The sequence below is a fragment of the Desulfovibrio sp. genome (assembly GCF_047607245.1).
Lineage (GTDB): Bacteria > Desulfobacterota > Desulfovibrionia > Desulfovibrionales > Desulfovibrionaceae > Desulfovibrio.
The window spans coordinates 1-19,511 of record NZ_JASGDK010000161.1; the positions used below are offsets into that span (position 1 = coordinate 1).

General features: G+C 52.1%; 15 protein-coding genes, 1 tRNA gene and 1 other RNA gene. 10 read left to right on the top strand and 7 right to left on the bottom strand.

All coding sequences use genetic code 11. The features are described from left to right. A partial coding sequence (locus QM579_RS12015; RefSeq protein ID WP_414999377.1) for a metallophosphoesterase family protein occupies positions 1-1,248 on the top strand: 1,248 nt, incomplete at its 5' end. Continuing rightward, the gene (locus QM579_RS12020; protein ID WP_414999378.1) at positions 1,248-5,264 is read left to right on the top strand and encodes an AAA family ATPase; all 4,017 of its coding nucleotides are present in this window, start codon (positions 1,248-1,250) and stop codon (positions 5,262-5,264) included. The genes QM579_RS12015 and QM579_RS12020, both read left to right, overlap by 1 nt. 307 nt (positions 5,265-5,571) lie before the next feature. On the opposite strand, the gene QM579_RS12025 is transcribed toward QM579_RS12020, so the two are convergent. Together QM579_RS12025 and QM579_RS12030 are read right to left on the bottom strand one after the other, a co-directional pair. Continuing rightward, complete coding sequence (locus QM579_RS12025) at positions 5,572-5,721, bottom strand: hypothetical protein (RefSeq protein ID WP_414999379.1); 150 nt, start codon at positions 5,719-5,721, stop codon at positions 5,572-5,574. Between the two features lie 39 nt (positions 5,722-5,760). Then, positions 5,761-5,979, bottom strand: coding sequence for a hypothetical protein (locus QM579_RS12030; RefSeq protein WP_414999380.1), 219 nt, complete (start codon positions 5,977-5,979; stop codon positions 5,761-5,763). A 179-nt stretch (positions 5,980-6,158) separates the two neighbouring features. Here QM579_RS12030 and QM579_RS12035 point away from each other — a divergent pair, with 179 nt between their 5' ends. After that, complete coding sequence (locus QM579_RS12035; RefSeq protein ID WP_414999381.1) at positions 6,159-7,784, top strand: outer membrane homotrimeric porin; 1,626 nt, start codon at positions 6,159-6,161, stop codon at positions 7,782-7,784. A 581-nt stretch (positions 7,785-8,365) separates the two neighbouring features. Here the strand turns inward: QM579_RS12035 and QM579_RS12040 are convergent. The 5 genes from QM579_RS12040 to QM579_RS12060 all read right to left on the bottom strand — a co-directional run bounded on the left by QM579_RS12040 (position 8,366) and on the right by QM579_RS12060 (position 12,982). Next, positions 8,366-9,181, bottom strand: a complete 816-nt coding sequence (locus tag QM579_RS12040; protein WP_414999382.1) for a DUF169 domain-containing protein — start codon at positions 9,179-9,181, stop codon at positions 8,366-8,368. Positions 9,182-9,357: 176 nt separating this feature from the next. Continuing rightward, positions 9,358-9,434, bottom strand: a tRNA-Arg gene (locus QM579_RS12045). Between the two features lie 726 nt (positions 9,435-10,160). After that, positions 10,161-10,835: a response regulator gene (locus tag QM579_RS12050; RefSeq protein WP_414999383.1), complete on the bottom strand. Its 675-nt coding sequence runs from the start codon at positions 10,833-10,835 to the stop codon at positions 10,161-10,163. Further along, positions 10,832-12,448: a DcuS/MalK family sensor histidine kinase gene (gene dcuS, locus QM579_RS12055; protein WP_414999384.1), complete on the bottom strand. Its 1,617-nt coding sequence runs from the start codon at positions 12,446-12,448 to the stop codon at positions 10,832-10,834. Before dcuS ends, QM579_RS12050 begins: the two co-directional genes overlap by 4 nt. 339 nt (positions 12,449-12,787) lie before the next feature. After that, the gene (locus QM579_RS12060) at positions 12,788-12,982 is read right to left on the bottom strand and encodes a hypothetical protein (protein ID WP_414999385.1); all 195 of its coding nucleotides are present in this window, start codon (positions 12,980-12,982) and stop codon (positions 12,788-12,790) included. A gap of 86 nt (positions 12,983-13,068) precedes the next feature. Here QM579_RS12060 and QM579_RS12065 point away from each other — a divergent pair, with 86 nt between their 5' ends. The 7 genes from QM579_RS12065 to dtd all read left to right on the top strand — a co-directional run bounded on the left by QM579_RS12065 (position 13,069) and on the right by dtd (position 19,507). Further along, a complete protein-coding gene (locus QM579_RS12065; protein WP_414999386.1) occupies positions 13,069-13,581 on the top strand; it encodes a nucleoside deaminase in 513 nt (170 codons plus the stop codon). 349 nt (positions 13,582-13,930) lie between these two features. After that, complete coding sequence (locus tag QM579_RS12070) at positions 13,931-14,719, top strand: Nif3-like dinuclear metal center hexameric protein (RefSeq protein ID WP_414999387.1); 789 nt, start codon at positions 13,931-13,933, stop codon at positions 14,717-14,719. A 20-nt stretch (positions 14,720-14,739) separates the two neighbouring features. Continuing rightward, entirely contained in the window at positions 14,740-15,516 is a 777-nt protein-coding gene (locus QM579_RS12075; RefSeq protein ID WP_414999388.1) for a zinc ribbon domain-containing protein, read from the top strand. A 96-nt stretch (positions 15,517-15,612) separates the two neighbouring features. Then, positions 15,613-15,972, top strand: an RNA gene (gene rnpB, locus QM579_RS12080) — RNase P RNA component class A. 23 nt (positions 15,973-15,995) lie between these two features. Next, complete coding sequence (gene ispD, locus QM579_RS12085) at positions 15,996-17,240, top strand: 2-C-methyl-D-erythritol 4-phosphate cytidylyltransferase (protein WP_414999389.1); 1,245 nt, start codon at positions 15,996-15,998, stop codon at positions 17,238-17,240. Between the two features lie 27 nt (positions 17,241-17,267). After that, the gene (locus tag QM579_RS12090) at positions 17,268-19,025 is read left to right on the top strand and encodes a long-chain-fatty-acid--CoA ligase (protein ID WP_414999390.1); all 1,758 of its coding nucleotides are present in this window, start codon (positions 17,268-17,270) and stop codon (positions 19,023-19,025) included. Beyond that, the gene (gene dtd, locus QM579_RS12095; protein ID WP_414999391.1) at positions 19,025-19,507 is read left to right on the top strand and encodes a D-aminoacyl-tRNA deacylase; all 483 of its coding nucleotides are present in this window, start codon (positions 19,025-19,027) and stop codon (positions 19,505-19,507) included. The genes QM579_RS12090 and dtd overlap by 1 nt, the downstream gene beginning before the upstream one ends. Positions 19,508-19,511 lie beyond the last annotated feature (4 nt).

Genomic DNA, 19,511 nt, shown 5'->3' on the forward strand with positions numbered 1-19,511 from the left:
CTTTCTCGTGAAGCTGCTCAAGGCGGCCATCTGGCGCGCTTGCTGCACGAAGCAACCTTTAAAGCGCTGGATAGGCTTTTTCGCCTGTGTGAAACGGAAAAACCAGACTTTCTTGTTTTGGCTGGCGACGTGTATAATGAAGAGGACCGCAGTGTTAAGGCACAGCTACGTCTACGCGATGGTTGCTTGCGGCTGCGCGATGCTGGCGTGCGTGTCTTTATTGCCCACGGTAACCATGACCCTCTCAATTCCTTGCTTTCCTCCATCCGCTGGCCCGACAATGTGACCATTTTTGGCCCTGAAGTAGAACGTCACGTTGTTGAAAAAAATGGCAAGGCATTGGCTGTTGTGCATGGCATCAGCCATGCCAAAGCCCGCGAAGGCCGCAATCTGGCTCGCCTTTTTCGCCGGGAATCCGATCAGCCGTGCTTTCAGCTTGGCGTGATGCACTGCACTGTTGATGGTGAAACAAAGGCTGACCGCTACGCCCCCTGCTCGTTGGATGACCTCAAGGACACAGGTCTGGATGCCTGGGCCCTTGGCCATGTTCACGAACGCCGCACACTGAGCCAGGAGCCTTTTATCGCATACAGCGGCAATAGCCAGGGGCTGCACGTCAATGAAGCTGGCCCGCGGGGTTGCCTTCTGGTCACAGCTCGCGCGGAAAATCTTCAGGCCGAGCAGTCCAACGCCACGTTATCCTGGCAATGTCAGGCTGACTTTGTACGCCTTGGCCCGGTGCAGTGGACGACGCTGGATATGGACATAAACGGCGTCGAACAACTCGATCAAGTTGAAAACCGCCTTGTCCAGAGTCTGGATCAGGCTGCCGCAGACACTGATCCCGGCTGCGAGGCCCTGCTTGCCCGTGTGCGCCTGTATGGCAGCACGTCTCTTGACGCCATCCTGCGTGACTCCAACAATCAGGAGGACCTGCTGGAACGTCTGGGACACCTTGCCTCTGGCACGCCCGGAGTGTGGGTCAAAGATTTGCGAGTAGACACCAGCCCGGCTGTAGACCATGCCCAATACCTGCAACGCGAAGATCTGCTTGGCGAAACACTGCGCATGGCCCAGCGCATGAGTGAAAGTCATGAAGCCTTGCAAGAAGTGGCTGGCCCGGCTCTGGCCCCGCTTTTTACCCACGGCCAGTTGCGCAAGATTCTGGCGCAACCTGATGACACTCAGATGCAAGCACTGCTTGATGAGGCCCAACGACTTTGCACTGACCTTCTGGAGGTACGCTGATGTATATCCAGTCCTTTCATATGGACGGATTCGGCATTTTTTCTGATGTGACTGTAGAAGGTCTTGGCCCTGGTCTTTCCATTTTTTTAGGTGAAAACGAAGCAGGCAAGTCTACCTGCCTGGAATTCTTGCGCTCTACACTGGCAGGGTATCCAGCTTCCAACAGTAAAGAAGGAAGGCTCATACCCGGCGCGCTCCGCGGCGGCGGCGCGGGTGGCAGCTTGACCCTGCATACTGGTGAAGACTCTCTGATGCGGCTTACGCGCCGCCCCGGCGGCGGAGCAAACGGGCAGGTCTCCCTCACTGACGACCGGGGCAAACCACTTGATGAAGATGTTTTGCGCCGCCTGCTTTCAGGAGTCAGCCGTGATGTTTACCGTAATGTCTTCGGTTTCAGCCTCACAGAACTGGAGCATATGGGCAATCTCACGGGTGAAAGCGTGCGGCACGCTCTGTATGGGGCCAGCTTTGGTCCTGGCCTGCGCGCCCCTGGCGAAGTGCTCAATATGCTGAAAAAACAGAACGACGAAATTTTTAAATCTGGCGGCAGCAAGCCTCCTCTCAATCAGGCGCTCAAACAGCTCAACGACCTTCGCCAACGCATGGCCGAACTGCGTCAGCAGCAAGCCGGATTTGACGAACTCGCCAGAGAACTGGATGAAAAGCGTGAGGAGCTGGCCGCGGCGCGCGGCTATAAGACCCAGTTGGAAGAAGAAAGACGCTTACTGGAACGGCGCTTGGGGGTTTGGCTCCAATGGAATGAATGGCGTATGGCTTGCGCTGCCCTTGAACGGCTAGGTCCAGTCAATGAAACCTTTCCCGAAGACGGGCAAGCCCGTCTTGCTCGTACTCAAGAAGCCCGCGAAAGCTGCGAACGCCATCTAGCCGCCCGTGCTGAAAAACTGCACCTCATGCGTGAGCGCCGCGATGCGGTGCAACTTGATTTACCACTTCTGGACGCCCTGTCAGCATTGCGACGCATGGCCGAACGCAAAAGCGGCTTCCGTCAGGCGTTAACTGCACTGCCTGCGCAGAAGGACCGCTGTCGCCGCGCAGAGGAAGATCTTGCCCGGGAACTTGCGCGCCTTGGCCCTGACTGGAGTTGTGATCGTATTCGTCAAACCGACCGATCGCTTTTTGCCCGCGAAGACCTTGAAAAACAAGCCCGCGAAATGACGGCGTCGGTTTCAGCCCATCAGGCCGCAGTGGACACCTTGAACCAGTGCAATCGTGAGGTGGAAACAGCCGAGCGTGATGTGGCTTCTTTTCAGAAAGATCTTGCCATATTGCCCACCCCGGTAGCTGCGCTTGACGACGATCAGCGGGACACCTTGCGTCAGGCTTTGGCCCGGCAGGAAGAAGCGCGCCGCCAAATACCATTGCGGCACCGTGCAGTGCAGGAAGCCCGCACCACCTTTGCCCGCGCCCTTACCCCGCTGAGACTTTCTGGAGTAGGAGCTACAGATGCCAATGACACTGCTGTCGCCACACTCGACGCGCTACTGACCCGGCAGGATGAAGCTTTGGAATTGGCGGCCAGTGTACAGGAACGGCTGGAACATGCCTCCGAAGCTGCATTGGCAGTACAGCAAGCTGAAGAGCAGATGGCTTCCGTAAAAGGCCGAATGGAAGCTCTGCGCGAAGAACAACGGGGCAAAAATGGCCCCACGCGTGAGGATCTGGATGGACGCACAGCAGCATTACGTTCTTTGCGGGCCCTGTCTTCGTCGCTCACTACAGAGAGGCAAAGACTGGATGAACTGGACGCGCGACTGGAAAACGAGCCGCCTGTCAAGAGTGTCAAAAACCTTCCCCTCCTGATTTTGGGCTTGATTTTCTTTGTGGCTGGCGTCGGCATGCTGCTGACATACTGGCGTCTTGGCCTCACGACCGTCTCGCTGGCAGAGGGCATGGATTTGCCCGTCAATCTTTGGTCTGGTTATCTTATCTTGCTCTGTGGCGTAGGTTTTTTGGCTGGCGGTCTGCCGCACAACGGTCCAGAAGCTAAACGCCGTAAGAAGGAACTGACCAACCTGCAGAATCGCCGCGAAACGTGCGCCAACCATGTGGCTGAACTTGAAGAACAGGCAAGGCAACTCTGCCAGACTGCGCACGTTCAAAGCATGGATATGGTCACCCTTGAAGCAACCGAGGTGCTGCTCGAGAGAGAACGCGAACAATGCTTTCATGAAGAGCGGGCACGAAAGGATATGGAGGCGCTCAAGCGTGCAACAGACCTTGCTCGCACCGAGGTTAGCAGACGTCAGGCGCTGTGCCAGGAAGTTGAAGGAGTCGTGCAGCAGACCCGGCGCCGTTGGCATGAGTTTATGCTCACGCTTAAAGTTGGCAACGTTCCCGCCCCTGAGGGCGCTGCGGCCTTTTTTGCCAGAGCGGAATCAGCCCGGCTGGCGTTTAGCAGCGTGGCGGCTGCTCAAGCCGAACTCAAATCCCTTGAGGATGACCTTGCGCGGACTGAAGAACGCATGCGCAAAGTTGCCGCGGTGGCGGAACGCCTTCCAACTGTGACCGATACTGCAAATTCGTTGCAAATGGAAGAAAGCCTTTCGGATATACTTGCAGAGATCGTCCGACAGATATTGGAATCCTGCCGGGAAGCAGATGCCGCCCGTGAACAGCGTATCAAGGCCGAGGCTGCGTTACAAAATGCTGAAAGCGACAGGCAGCGCAGCAGAGCAAGGCAGAATGAAGCCACAAACGAGCTGCGTACGGCTGAAGAACGCCTTAACACAGCTCGCAGCCAATGGGCGCATTGTCTTGAAGGGCTTGGACTGGGTACGGATCTTGACCCGGAAACCGTTCGCGAAGCTTTCAAATATATGGAAAATTGTCTGGCTGCGGAATCTGCTCTTGAGCGCGCCAATCTGGAACAGGCGCAAAGTCTGGCAGAATTGGCTGCTCTGCGAGAGCCCTTGTCTCAATTGCTTATCAGCCTGAACCGGACTCCCGTAGTTGACAGTAGCGAAGAACCTGATTGGCTGGCCAGCCTTGATGCCACCCTGGAGGCGGCAGAAGATATGGCCATTGCGCAAACCCGTCGCCACAGTTTGGACCAGGAACTGGCAGAACTTGTAAGCGAAGCTCGGGCTGCAGAGGCTGCACTGGATTCAGCCGCCCACGCAGAACGTAGTCTCTTGGCCTTGGCCGGTGCTGTGGATGCTGAAGATTTCTTGCGGCAGGCCGCCCGGCATGAAGAACAGCGCAACCTTGCCCATCGCAAGATTGATCTTGAAGACGCTTTGCGTTTGGCTGCCGATAAATGCCCACTGAAAGAATTTTTGGCTCAATTTGAAACCGAAAGCCAGGAAACTCAGGAGAAACGCTGCATCAACATTAAGGATGAACTGGCTCAACTTCAGGATCGAGAGCAGGAATTGAGCGACAGAGTGAGTACGCTGCGCTCTGGAGTCGAGGCCCTGTCTCATAATGATGAGTTGGCGCAACTGCAGCAAGAAGCTGCCACGCTGGAAGAAAGTATGCAACGCATGGCTTTTGACTGGAGCCGGAAGGCATTGGCGCGGGCTATTCTTGAAGCTGCAAAAAGCAACTTTGAACGTGAGCGGCAACCTGAGGTTATTCGCCTGGCTTCAGAAATTTTTGCACGAATCACAGGGCGGCGCTGGCTGGGTATAAGTGCATCACTTGAGGATAAAACTTTAAGTATCCTGCCCGCGCAGGGTGAAGCCCTTGCTCCGGAAAACCTTAGCAGAGGCGCACGCGAACAGGCCTACCTTGCACTGCGTCTGGCTTATATCAAAAACCACGCGGCTCACGCCCTGCCCCTGCCCATAATTATGGATGAAGTTCTCGTCAATTTTGACCCCCAAAGAGCCGAGCGCACAGCCCGGGCATTTGTGGATTTGACTGATGCTGGAAGCAATAATGGGCATCAACTTTTGTATTTTACGTGCCAGCCCCACATGGTAGAGCTTCTGCGCAAAGCAGAACCTACGGCAGCACTTTTTCATGTGGAGCAAGGTCAAATCCGGGCTGCCTGACACAGTTATTCCACAGAGCGCATTACTTGAAGCCGTCGCCCAAGATAAGGCGGCGGCTTTTTTATCCATTACTGACCAATTGGTCATGTAAGAATAAATAATTCAGATAGCTTTTGAAAAATACTGTCAAACAAGTTGCCCATAGTTATCATCACACTAATCAATTAATATTGCAGACTATAATAATTATTATTTGAAAAAGAATTTCATTTCTGTTGACATTGATTTTCAATCATGACAATGTGCGCCATGCCAATAACGCATTTCGGAGGAAAGCATGGCGCATAATGGTAGTTCCACTTTGAACTTAGACGTTACTCACCGCTTCAGTCACGACAACCTCCACATCAGCCTTAATGGTCAATTTGATTCCCCTCAGGCCGATGCCGTAATTGCCCTCCTGCAGCATAATCACACGAATTGTAAACGCATATTCATTGATGTGCGCCAAGTCCACCGACCTAATCCTTCTGCCGTGGACATTCTGAAAAGCTCTCTACTTCTCAACGGTTTCAACAAAGAGCAAGTAATCTTTAAAGGAAAAAGCGGCTTTGATATGGCCGTGAGTGGCAATCGCGTGCTCATCCAGCAAGAAAAAAAACACGTTTGCAAGGGCAACTGCGCCAATTGCAAATGTGGACATCACAAGGACGGTCAGCACAAGCACGATCATTCTCACGACGATCAACACGCTCATCACGGACACAAAAATCATAATTGATCACTCTCTGCCTGCTCTAACGTGTGCATAGAGCAAAGTCATTGCATTGCTACCGCCTGCGAATAAACAGCACATATATCTTACGAGGATGACACCGATCAGGGCTCACAACGCGACAAAGTATTGATTTATTCAATACCGCAGCCGCGAAAACCATAACTGGAGGAAATGGTATGAATGCCAAGGAAAGGAAAGGTTTGCAGCGCTTTAAAAAGACCTGCATGGTGGCAGTGCTTGCTGCTGGTCTGCTGGTAGGCGTGGCCGGGGGGGCCAAAGCCATCGAATTTAAGGCCCAGGGCGAATGGCTTGTAGGCTTTGGCCTCGCCGACGCCACACTGTCCGAACACACTCGTGGCCCCAATCACGGCGATAAAGAGAAAACCAACGACAACGATACGTTTGGTGCTGCTCAGCGCCTGCGTCTGCAATTGGATGCAGTGGCTTCGGAAGCGTTGTCCGGTACAGTATACTTTGAAATCGGCACGCAGAACTGGGGCAAATCTGATGAAGGCGGTGCACTTGGTGCGGATGGCAATAACGCCATCAAGCTCAAGAATGCCTATATCGACTGGCTCATTCCCCAGACTGACGCGCGAGTACGTATGGGTATCCAAGCTCTTGCCCTGCCCAACATGGCTGGTGGCTCTTCAGTCCTCGATGCTGACGTTGCTGCCGTTGTTGCCAACTACAAATTCAACGAAAACGTTGGCCTTACAGCTTTTTGGGCGCGCCCAGTCAACGACAACTTTAACGCCAGCACTTACGGCAATGGCGATCACAAAGCCAAAAACAACTATCTCGACAACATGGATCTCTTTGCAGTCAGCGTGCCTATGACGTTTGACGGTGTTGAAGTGACGCCCTGGGCCATGTATGGCATGCTTGGTCGTAATGCGCTGCGCGGCCTTGAGACCGTAGATGACAACGAGCCCTGGGCGACAAACGATGGTGCTCTTGGTTTGACCATTCCTGGCTTAACACCTGGATTCAACTACGTTAACGGCACTCCGCTTGACTCCCGCACAACCAGCAAGCAGTACGGCAACATGTTCTGGGCTGGTTTGCCTGTGGGCATCACCATGTTTGATCCCCTGAACATCGAATTCGACATCAACTACGGCTATGTGGAAAGCATGGGCCGCTTTGATGTCAGCAAGCGCGGCAGCGATACTGACATTGTGCGCGGCAGCACTGAGCGTCAGGGCTTTGTCGTCAAGGCCTTGGTAGAATACAAAATGGATTGGGCTACTCCCGGCATCTTCGGCTGGTACGGCTCCGGTGACGATGGCAACATCAAGAATGGTTCTGAACGCATGCCTTCCATCGCGGGCGCAGGCAACTTTACCTCCTTCATCGGCGACGGCAATCTTGCCTGGGGCGCTGGCCCCGGTGATGTTGCTGACTGGAATATGACCTATGCTGGCACTTGGGGTATTGGCGGCCAGTTGAAGGACATGAGCTTTATGGAAGACCTCAAGCACACCCTGCGTGTGGCCTACTGGGGTGGCACCAATGCTCCCTCTATGGTCAAATATATGGCTGAGGCTTCTTCCTGGAGCGAAGGCTATGGCGGCGATGGTCCTTACCTGACCACCAACGATGGCCTGCTGGAATTCAACTTGATCAACCAGTGGCAGATCTACGAAAACCTGGAAGCCAACCTCGAACTGGGTTATGTCGTCAACATGATTGACCAGGATACCTGGAAGAAAGACGGCTACTACAATGGTGGCGGCAATGGCAGCTTTGATAAAAAAGATGCCTGGAAAGCCCAACTCGTTTTCGCCTACAGTTTCTAATACCTGACTACACGCGGGGGCTCGCGGGCCCCGGCAACTCAAACCACAACTGCGCGCGATTCCTTCCCGTGCGCTTATTGACCGCCGCCTCCTTTCTTGGAGGCGGCGGTTTTTGCTAACTCCCCTCTAACCAGTCAATAACTGTGTACAAACAATTCTGCCATTTTTTAATTATTTTATTATGTTAGCCAGCCACAACGGGTTGCCGCAGATTGAATTTGTATTTATGCCGAAAAAAGAGAAGGCGGATGACTTCGCACAAGCCGGCATGCCTTAAAGCTCAAATTGCCTTAAACTTGTGCTGACCAGTCGATTTTATGCGCGACAGACTGATGAACGGACAACGCTTTCGCATGTTCAACGTGCTCGGCGACAATGATCGAAAACTAAGTAAATGATGTCGATAAAAATCTTCCGACAGCGGATGGTATCCGTGTGCGTGAGCGTTTTGGACGTGCGTGGCTAGCTCCAATTGCCATTGGATCATAAAAATGCCCTCACGGATTTACCGGGAGGGCATTGAAAAAGAAGCAAACCAGACAAAACTATTCGTTAGTGGGTTCTACCAAGAAAAAATTTATTTACGCCTTGGCGCAACTGGCGCAGGCCTCGGGCTCTTTGCCGCTTTTCTTAAAGACGATCAGCGGACAGTTTTTACAAATGTCTGCGCCAGGGAAAGGATCGCCGGGACGCGTAATGGATGCAGCACCGGTTTGGGCTATGCGTTCCATCAAACGCTCGACCGTAGGCCCTATGTGCGCGCCGGGAATGAACACGTTCAGTTCACCGCGCTCAGTCTTTCCGGAGTTGTAACTGCCAGAGCAGGACGGACACATGTTCATGGTCTGCTCAAGATGGGTGAACACAGACCCGCCACAGGCGGAGGAGCTCATGGTCACCATGGGGCGCAGGGGATGGGTGTCTGTAGCTGCCATGTAATCTATCGCCAGGTGGTAGGATTGCATGTTGTCACAGTAAAAATGCACTACGTCTGGCTGAATGACTGCATCCCCCAGCGGGGCGACGGACACCGCAACAATAGAGTTCAGCGGCAAGCGGGGTTTGGAGCGCATGAAACGCTCGGCTTGCGCCAAATCTTTGCAGTATTTAGCCTGTGTTTTAATTTCTTTTTCGTCTATGTCCTTCCAGCCGAAGGATACGTGAGAGTTGGAACAGCCAAGATTCTCCTTGGTCGCCAGCACAGTCTGACCTTGCATCCGAGCGGCTATTTCCCACTGACAAAAGGTGATCGGCTTGACAGGCTCAACGTAGCGGGCCTTCTTTTTGAATGCTTCCACCTCAGCCTGATCTTTGAAAAAATTGACAGCAATAGGATAATGATACAGCCGCAGCTCCCGCATCAGCAGGTCCTGCATTTCTTTATAGGTCAGGGGCATTGCAATCTCCTTTGTATAATCTATAAACGTTACCAATATGGGTGACAATACTAAAAGAAATTGTTCACTATGGCTATAGCCTAAAGCGTGTTTTGGGGGGTTTTAGTTCGATATGGGCTAGGCGCAGGACGGGATAAAAAAAGGACTCACGGAATTTCCGTAAGTCCTTGAATTTCTGGTGCGCCCGACAAGAATCGAACTTGTGGCCTACAGCTTAGGAGGCTGTCGCTCTATCCAACTGAGCTACGAGCGCAACCTCATATATATATTTGCACGATTGCATGGTGTCAAGTTCTTTGCTTTTATTTGAAAATCATCCTTATCGGCAACCCCATCGAGGTTGGTTAAAATTATCAGTTGGTAAAAGAAAAAAGGAAAAAATTGCTTATACACAATCATTGGTTGCTGAGAGGGCAGTCAGAAAAAAATCTGTCCCCCGTTTACGATGCTAAATATGCCCTTCGCATCGCATTATGCAAAATCATTTGAACCTCATAACGGAGGCGTACTTCAACCGACTTAAATGGCGCCGTAACCAGTGACATGTCATTCTCAATGCGTCGAAGGCTTTTGGGACGGCAAATGAGTACATATACCGTAACATATTGCGGTTGATCTTATAAGAACAATCGCTCGACAGATTTTTGAAGTATTTTAGCTAAAAACATAACGTCTCCTGATGCTGGCTTTATCCGCCACACACTTTGCATGCTCGAAAGCCTTTTGCTCGTGCTTCTTGCGGGGATACCAGCGGCACGGTGCAAGCCTTGCAATTGAAATACTTACAACCACTATTGTGGTAAATGCGGGATTTTGCGTTGCCCCTGTAGGCAGGGCACTCAGCATGGGCTGGCATGCCTGGCGTCGCCGCCAGCAAAACGAGTGTCAAAACAAATATTACTGTCAAAATACGCGGCATGCGACACCTCAGTAAATGAATTTAGCTGAATGAATGCATTGTCGTGAGCTCAAAGTAACATCAACCAAGCCAGTTATACAGTGTCACGGGGCGTCCTTGCCCACCATAGTCTTTGGCACTGCCAAGCCTGCCTGTCTCCATTAAGTAATCAAAATATTTCTTCAAAGAAATTCTTGAAATTCCAGTTAATTGCTCAATGTCTTTTAAGCTGAATGGTGCAGCCTGCTTTCGCAAAACGCCCGCAACGGTTTCAAGGGTCTGCGCGTCCACTCCCTTGGGCCTTCCTGCTGTCCCTTCGGGCTTCTTAATGAATATACGCCTGTCCAGAATGTCCTGAGTCATAGGAACTTCAGGCGACATGAGCAGACGGCGTTTCTCCTGAAACTGCAACATTGATTCGCGAAAGCGCTCAAAAGTGAAGGGTTTGACTATGTAGTCAGCCACTCCGAGACGCAAAGCCCTTAAAATATCCTCGCTGTTCTGGGCCGCCGTGATCATAATGACATCGGAGTGGAAGAATTGGGATTTGATAATGCGAAGTAGCTCCATACCGTCCATGCCAGGCATGAATACGTCGAGCAGCACCAGGTCCACATGACACGTTCGCAAAAGCTCCAACCCGGCCTCGCCTGAGCGGGCAGTATGGTCAAGGCAAAAACCATCAATGCGCTCTAGATACCCGGCCGCCAGATCGGCTACCATAGGATCATCTTCAACTATTATTGTGCGAATCACGCCTGTCCTCCGTCAGTGAGCCTCGACAAGGGAACATGCACGGTGAAAGCCGCCCCCTGCCCCACACGAGAGTCTATCTCAATAGAGCCATCAAGTTCGTCAAGCGTCAAAAGCAGCATATACAAGCCGATGCCTCTTCCCGCTCCCTTAGTTGAAAATCCCTTGTTAAAAATTTTCTGTATATGCTCTTCGCTAATGCCGTGCCCAGTATCCGCCACAGTTATAACAAGGGTATCGTGATCACAGTGCACCGTCAGGGCTATGTGTTTTTCCTGCGTGTAGCTGACAGCATCAAAGGCATTATCCACAAGATTTCCGAGCACGGTCACAAGAGCGTGCGCCCCTGTTGAAGAAAGATGCGGAATAACCCCACTCCCCCCCAGTGACAACGTAACATTACGCTCGTGAGCCCGGCTGAATTTGCTTTCCAAAAGCCCCACCAATATAGGGTCCTGCACATTAACCTTGATAGACGAAGTTTCGCGTATTTTACTACCGATGATGTCCGACAAATATTCTTCCAGCTCATCATAGCGCTTATTCCGCAGCAGGCCCGAAATAACGTGAAGTTTATTCAGATATTCATGCGACCTGGAGCGCAATGCTTCTGCATAATTACTCAGGCCGGTCAATCGCTCCGCCAAGGCACGCATCTCCGTCATATCCCGAAATGTTGCCACAGCGCCAACAGCTTTACCCTGAATAATAATAGGGGCACGGTTGGTCATGATGATCTGACCATTAATATTCTGCTCACAGTCATACTCTGGCTTGCCTTCGCTGAGAATAGAATCAAGCCTTGTTGATGGCACCACTTCATGTACAGGCTGTCCCAGCAACTCACCCCTGACTCCAGCGGAGCGAAGAATTTTCTCGGCCATCTCATTAACAACTACAAGTCTGTTGCTCTTGTTAATGGCAATAATACCTTCTCGAACGGTGCTCAAAATGGCGTTGCGCTCTTCAAGAAGCCGTGCAATTTGATGTGGCTCAAGCCCGAAAAGAATTTTTTTGATTTTGCGTGAAAGCTGTACCGCCAGCAGCACACCTATCAACAACGCCAGGCTGAACAGCCATGTCATGGGACTGGTAAGCCGGGAGACGTTTTTTTCAATATCTTTGGACATAATGCCTACAATCACAGCACCAATCTGCTTGCCCCGCTCATCAAATACAGGTCTGAACGCCCGCTGCGAAAAGCCGAACGTGCCACGGGCAGAAGATATATACGTCTTGCCCTGTAAGGCATTTCCCTCATCCCCACCCACAACATGAGCACCTATTTTATGTGTTTCAGGGTGGTAGATACGGTTGCCGTCCATATCAATAAGCACAATAAATTTAACGTTAGATACGCTGGTGAGCATTGTTAGAAAATCCACCATCTGAAGCCACATTTCACCATTTAAAGGAGACTGCATCCCCTCAATGACCGACGGAGATTCAGCTGAAAGCTGAGCTACAGTGGATACAGTCTGTTCCGCCTGCTCAAAGCCGTATTTGCTGATGAAATAAGAACTCGCCAAATGGCTCAAAAGTATAGGTGGGCAGAGAGCCAGGCTGACCATAATGACAAGTTTGACAAACAAACTGTTGTTTCTGATAAAATTCATTTTGGAATATGCCGGGCAGTTGCCGTAGTTTAAAGGTGCTCAGACAAAAAGCCCGTGCTCTTTTAACTGCCTGAAGTATGGGCAAACCTCAGGTGCATTTTGAAGAAAACGCGGCTCTTTCTATCGGCATTTCACGCAAGCCTCAAGACAGCAGACAGGCACTTTTCAGCTGCTATTGGGCCGTTGTAACGACCTGCAATCACAATAAATCATCAAGTATTACTATAATCAATTTTCGATATATAATTATTTTGCATAACAACATGCAGCCATGCTAAACAACAAAATATTATCAATGCGTTTACTCTTGCGGCCAGACATTACAACTGGGCCCGTAAATCATTCCTTTTCTTGCTGACTAACACTATCATGTTCGTTCGTTTTATTGGCAACATCTGCTTGATGATTTTCCACTGTTTTTTTATCAAACTGGCAAACCCCAATGCAGCGTATGCCGCCACAGTGTGGGCAGGCATTACGAGGTTGCGGCAAAAAAAGATCACGAGCTATTTTAAAAAAATTGCTTATTTTCATACCACTCCTTTATCGCAGCGACGACTAAACCGCAACGCTGCCCAGAGCAAGCAGCAATTTACCATTGTGAGCAACTTTAGCCAATTATGGACAAAGAAAACGCTTACGTAAGCATTGCAAAGGTAATAAAAGTGTCAAACAAAAGATTCATGGAAAAAGCCATAGAGCTTTCCGAAAAAAGCATGCGAAATGGCGGCGGGCCTTTTGGCGCCGTGATTGTAAAAGACGGCCAAGTAGTAGGAGAGGGTATGAATGGGGTTGTTCCTCTTAAGGATCCAACAGCGCATGCCGAGGTCGTAGCCATTCGTAATGCCTGCCAGAATCTTGCCACATTTGACCTGTCTGGATCAGTGATATTTACGAGTTGCGAACCCTGCCCCATGTGCCTGAGCGCTATATGGTGGGCGCGCATCGAAAAAATATATTTCTGCAATACAAGGGACGACGCAGCGGCAGCCGGATTTGACGACGCAGCAATCTACTGCGAGATCTCAAAGAACCTGTCAGAAAGAACACTCCCCATCGAGCAGCTTTCTTGTGAAGGAGCATGCAAAGCCTTTCGCGACTGGCTTGGCAGCGAAAAAAAAGTGGCTTACTGATTTGGGATATTGCGAACCGTCCTGTCGCAAAGGCATGATAGATACGACTCGCCGCCCTTATTGATACAGGTAAAGAATGCAATGACAGCGCATTCACTTGGCCTCTCCCTGACCAGGAGATACCTTTCTTTACAAGGGCCCACCTTGACAATCTGCCTTTTTAGCGCTAAGAGAAATAAGTTCAAAACCTGACGGTGTGCTCCAGTTTCATTGTGAATTATGACATCACACCTAGTGGTAGGAATAAAACTATCTTGTTGGTATCGCTCAAATTTCTTTTCACGCCGGTGATTTTTGGCGCTTTCTCTGCACAGCAAGAAAGCGCCCTTTTTTATGGTGGAGCACATACATGCAAGTAGCTGAATTAATTAATACCATTGAAGAAACTGCCCCTCTGGAAGCTGCAGCATCCTGGGACATTTCTGGCCTTCAGGTTACGGCCTTGCGGCAAGAGGTCAGCAGCATAGCTGTGTGCCTTGACCCGACACCACAATCAGTGCGGCAAAGTCTCGACCTTGGGGCGCAGTTTATTCTGAGCCACCATCCCCTCACGCTCAAGCCTGCCCTTCCTGCAAAGCTTGACGCATACCATGAAGTTTTGAGGCTGCTCATTCGTGCGGATGTGCCCCTGTATGCAGCCCATACATCATTGGATGTCAATCCACGCGGCCCAGTCGGCTGGCTTGCCGAGGACTTGAAACTCGTCAACCTCACAGTGCTCGAACCCGTGCCCTCAAAAATTGAGGAGCGCATGTTGGGCTACGGCCTTGCAGGCGACCTTCCACAACCGCAAACTGTGGAGCATATAATTCGAGCACTTGAAAGCATTCTGGACCTTTCAACAGCGACTCTAAGTGGGCCGCCCCCGGGGAAAATACACCGTCTGGCGTATTGCACCGGTTCCGGATCATCGCTTCTTGCTGCGGCTCACAAGGCCGGAGCACAGTTGTTTATCACCGGAGATGTAAAATACCACACTGCGCTGGACGCGGAAATATCCCTTCTGGACGTGGGTCACCACAGCCTTGAAGAAGAAATGATGCGCCGCATGTGCCACGTGCTCCAGCAACGGTGTAATGGCCTCACTGTGCACTTTGTGCCCTCTGCTTCGCCGTTTCGCACCGTTGCCCTGTCATGAATCACCAGGAGGATTTTTCGATGAGTAATGCCGTTTACTTTGAACAGATAAAGCAGCTTGTTGAGCTGCAAAAAGTTGATGATGCCATATACATTGTGCGGCAGGATATGGAGCGGGCCCCGAGCGAACTGGATTCGCTTGAACAGCGCTTCAATTCCAGCGAAACGCAACGCAACTATATTGTAGACAAGCTGACGCATCTGCAGGACCAACAGAAACGTCTTTCACTTGAAATTGATGATGATAGCGCCCGGATCAAAAAGAGCAAAAACAAGCTCATGCAGGTTGAGAACACGCGTGAATATCATGCTATGATGCGCGAAATGGACAGCATGGAAAAAGTGAACCGCTCACGTGAAGAAGAGAAAATGACTCTTCTTGAAGAGCTGCAGTTCCAGAAAGACGCGCTGGCCGAAATCGACCTCTCCCATACAGCCATTAAAGCCGAGCTTGAAGTAAAACGTGACGGCCTTGAAGAAAAGCTGAAGAAGGGAAATGCCGCTCTTAGCGAACTCAACGGCAAGCGCGCTCAGGTCAGCAAGGCCATTCCCCAGCCGGTCTTCATGCGCTATGAATTCATCCGTGAACGCCTTGAGCACCCCGTGATCGTTGCCGTCAAAGAAGGCATCTGCTCCGGCTGCCACATTTCTGTTCCGCCGCAGTCCTTTATTGAACTGCAGCGCGGTCAGCAGATTTTGAGCTGCCCCAACTGCCAGCGCCTCATTTTCTGGTGCGAGCACTTTAGCGTGGCTGATGCGCCGCAATGCGCTCCCAAGATACAGCCGCTGACTGACTAGAATTTTTGCTCATGAAAAAGACCGGGCCACTCAGCGAACATTGTGCGGTCCGGTCTAGTGCGGCGCCCTTTGCCGCCCATGCAGCTACAGATTGCGGGAGTCGGACAGACCGTCGCCGCGGGTGAAAGCCCGGGGAGGAAAGTCCGGGCTCCACAGGGCAGAACGCTGGATAACACCCAGGGGGGGCGACCCTCGGACAGCGCCACAGAAAGCAAACCGCCCGATTTCGGTCGGGTAAGGGTGAAACGGTGGTGTAAGAGACCACCAGATGCCGCGGTGACGCGGCATGCTCGGCATACCCCGTTCGGAGCAAGACCAAATAGGGAAGGCGGCTGGCCCGGCCATAGCCTTCCGGGTAGGTTGCTTGAGGGTGCGAGTAATCGCACTCCTAGAGGAATGACGGTCACACGCGGGCAACCGTTGTGACAGAACCCGGCTTACAGTCCGACTCCCGCATACTGTCAGCCAAAGGCTCAGCCATGCCTGAATCTTCCATCCCCCCCCCAGGGCAAAACAAGCCATGGGCCATTTTGCTGGCTGCCGGACAAGGCAGCCGTCTTGCTGCTGCCACAGGCGGCAGCGCCAAGCAGTTTATTTCGTGGCGTAGCGTGCCCCTGTACTGGCACGCGGCAAGAGCCATGAGCCGCAGTGCCACGGTTGCAGGTATTGTTTTTGTTTTTCCCCAAACCGACCATTGTGCGCATAAAGAACGCTTGCACGAGCTGCATGCGGCCGAAGATCTGGGATTGCCGTGGCTCACGGCGACCGGGGGCGATCTGCGACAGGATTCCGTCTGGAACGGGCTGCGCGTACTGCCTGCTAGCGCACGTCATGTTCTCATTCACGATGCGGCGCGCCCATTTGTGACGCCTGCTTTGATTCGCAGTGTGTGCGATGCCCTGCAGCAAGGTATCAGCGGAGTCATTCCGGCCCTGTCCGTGACAGATACCATCAAAACTGTTGCTGATGGGTTTGTTACTGGCACCCTGCCCCGCCAAACCCTTGTGGCAGTTCAGACGCCCCAGGGATTTTATCTTGAACATCTGCGTCAGGCCCACCTCAACGCCCAGGAAAAAGGATTGGGCGTTACGGACGATGCCTCATTGCTTGAGGTCTTGGGGCACAAGGTTCATATCGTCGAAGGCGAGGTTTCCAACGTGAAAATTACCAATCCGGATGACCTGGCCCTTCTGCAGGATGCCCCGTCCCTTCCGCGACCCTGCACAGGCATGGGCTACGATGTTCACCGGTATGCTTCGGGCCGCCCTATGAAACTTGGTGGAATTCTTATCCCCACGGGCCCTGAAGTTGTGGCCCATTCTGACGGCGATGTTCTTCTTCACGCCCTAACCGATGCGGTGTTGGGTTGCGCGGGGCTCGGCGATATTGGCCAGCACTTTTCTGATAAAGACCCCCGTTTTGAGAATATTTCTTCATCTCTGTTGCTCGATCAGGCTCTCGACATAGCGCGTCAGGCAGGCGTTCGCCTCTGCCATGCCGACCTGACAGTCGTAGCGCAAACGCCGCGTCTGGCACCCTATCGCGAAGAAATCAAAAAAAACATTGCCCGTTTACTGGCTCTGCCGCTGAACTGCGTCAACGTTAAAGCCAGTACTGAAGAAGGGCTGGGCTTTACGGGCCGCGCCGAGGGCATCAAGGCGTATGCAGTTGTTACTGCGTGGGCGGAAACCGTCCCTGCACCTGTAGCGCCTTCTTCTTTTTAACGCGACTTCTGATTCATAAGGATCGGCATGAACACAGAATTGTACCGTCCCTGGTTTGCCCATTATGACGCGTTTGTCCCCCGTATTACCGAGACATGGGACAAACCCCTATACGCCATGCTGGACGAAGCGGCGGACAGGTACCCTAACCGTCCGGCGATCATTTTTCATAATACGCGCATTTCCTATAAAAAATTGCGCGAATCCGCAGAACTTTTTGCAGGCGCACTCAAGCGGATGGGGGTAAAGACGGGGCAGCGGGTGGCCCTCATGATGCCCAACATGCCCCAGACTGTGATAGCCTTTTGGGGCATCATCAAGGCCGGGGCAGTGGTAGTCATGACCAACCCCCTGTATATGGAAAAAGAGATTATGGCCAATATGCAGGATTCCGGCGCAGAGCATATTGTGATGCTCGACCTGCTCTGGCCCCGGGTTTCAGCTTTGCGCGACCGCCTGCCGCTACGCAACTTCATTATTACCGGTGCTGCCGATGCCCTGTCGTTTCCTCTTAACTGGCTATACCGCCTTAAAAAGGCACGCAGCAAAAAAACGCCTATTCCCTATGACGGAAAGAGCATTTTTGAATGGAAAAAGGTATTCAAGGGCGCAGAGCGCTATTCGGCCCCCATTGCTGATCCCATGCATGATCCGATCATGCTTCAGTACACTGGCGGAACCACGGGCCTGCCCAAAGGTGTAACACTTACCCACAGCAATTTGGGCACCAATTGCCGTCAGGTTCTCGATATTATCAATGTAAAGGCCGAAGACCATCATACATTCATATCTCTTCTGCCTTTCTTTCATGTGTACGGCCTCACCACAGGCCTTATCATTCCCATTGCACTGGCAGCCACCACCCTGCCCTTGCCGCGCTATGTGCCGCAGGATGTGTTGCGCCTGATCGCGAAGCATAAACCCAGTATTTTTCCTGGCGCTCCCTCGGTATATATTTCGCTTTTGCAGCAAAAAAATCTGGCGCAGTTCGACCTGCACAGCATCAAAATATGCGTATCCGGCTCTGCACCACTGCCCAGAGAGATTTTCCGCCAGTTTCAGGAAACAACCGGCGCTTCCATTCTTGAAGGCTACGGACTTACCGAAGCGTCGCCCATTACCCACTGCAACCCCTTGGGCAAGCAAGGGCAGAAGCCCAACTCCATTGGTATGCCACTGCCTGGCACCGACGCTCGCATAGTGGATATGGAAGGCGGCTCTTTGACGCTTCCCCCTGGTAAAATGGGCGAACTCATTGTGTCTGGCCCGCAGATCATGAGCGGTTATTGGCGTCGACCTGATGAGTCGGCCAGCGCGCTGCGCAATGGATGGCTTTATACTGGCGACCTGGCCACTATGGATGAAGACGGCTATTTTTATATCGTCGACAGAAAAAAAGACATGGTCATCGTCAGCGGCTACAACGTCTATCCCCGCGAAGTGGATGAAGTATTGCTGGAGCATCCAAAAGTTCAGGAAGCCGTGAGCGTGGGCATACGCGACGATATTCGCGGCGAGGTGCTCAAGGCCTATGTTGTGACGCAGGAAGGTGAAGAGCTTACCAAGGCCGATGTTATTGCATGGTGCCGGCAAAAGCTTGCAGGATACAAGGTGCCGCGCCTTGTAGAATTTCGTAAAGAACTGCCCAAGACTATCGTGGGTAAAGTACTCCGGCGCGCCCTGCGTGACGAAGAAGAAGCCAAAATAGCCAAACGCAAGCAACGTAAAGCGCAAAGTGCCGCTGTTAGCCCAGATAACGGTGAAGAACCCTTGGGACACTCCTGATGCGAATTTTGGCCCAAAGGGTGACTGAAGCTTCGGTAAGCATTGATGGCCGCCAGGTGGCGGCCATCGGCCCCGGGATTATGGCCCTGGTAGGCTTTGGTCAGGATGATGGGGCAGATTTTCATACCCATCCCGCGTTTATGGGGATGATTCACAAACTTGTCGGTTTGCGCATTTTTCCCGGCCAAGGGGCGCTGGCTAACAAGTTTCACACCTCGCTTGAAGAGTTCGGTGGTCAGCTTCTGCTCGTCCCCCAGTTCACCTTGTATGCAGACTGCCGAAAAGGACGCCGCCCGTCTTTTACTGCTGCCGGAAATCCCACTTGGGCCGAACCCATGTTTGACTATTTTGTGAAGATGGTTGACGAATCTTGTAACGTCAGCGTATCTTCAGGCATCTTCGGCGCCGATATGGCAGTACGTCTGTGCAACTGGGGACCAGTCACTATATGGCTTGATTCGGAAAATCTGTTCAATAGTTGACGCC